Source organism: Bartonella sp. AD328YNZD (assembly GCF_042196425.1).
On sequence record NZ_JBHIQG010000773.1, the window covers coordinates 1 to 636 of the forward strand.

Below are 636 nucleotides of genomic sequence, written 5' to 3' on the forward strand. Positions count from 1 at the left end.
ATACAGAATTATTTGTCTGATGGTCGCTTGGTACGGATATCGGGTGAGGAGAACGCGCAATATATTCCCTTAACACGTGAAGCGGTGATGAGTGTTGATTACGATATTGTGGTGGATGATGCTCCAACCAGCCCGAATGAGAAAGAGCGTACCTTTGGCATTATCACGCAATTATTACCGTTGCTTCAAAATGCCGTAACACCGGATATCATGCTTGATTTGCTTCGTTATTCACCATTGCCTGCGTCATTACTCAATCGTGTGAGTGAGAAGATGCAACAGCAGCAAATGGCACAACAAGCCCAACAACAGCAAATGGATCCGGAACAAGAAATGAAGTTGCAAGAAAAGCAGCAGGATATTGCTGCTAAAAGTCAGATGCAACAGATGGATTTGCAAGGAAAGCAGATTGAATTGTTCATGCGTCAAAAGAGAGCAGAATTGGAAGCCGAAATGATGCAACAGAGGCATGACATTGAACGTCAGAAGCTTCTCAATGAACAAGCACACAATCAGATTATGCGAGAGAGAATAGCATTGCACAGAGGCATGCATATTTGAGAGAGGTGAAAGAATGAATGCAGAAATGAACGAAGCTATGAATGAAGATTATAGGGTTGGTGCACCGGTATTTGA

The 636-nt window shown here is 42.9% G+C and carries 1 pseudogene; it reads left to right on the forward strand.

The features are described from left to right. Positions 1-561 (forward strand): annotated as a pseudogene (locus ACFIO3_RS14965) (phage portal protein); the annotation flags it as partial. Positions 562-636: the final 75 nt, after the last annotated feature.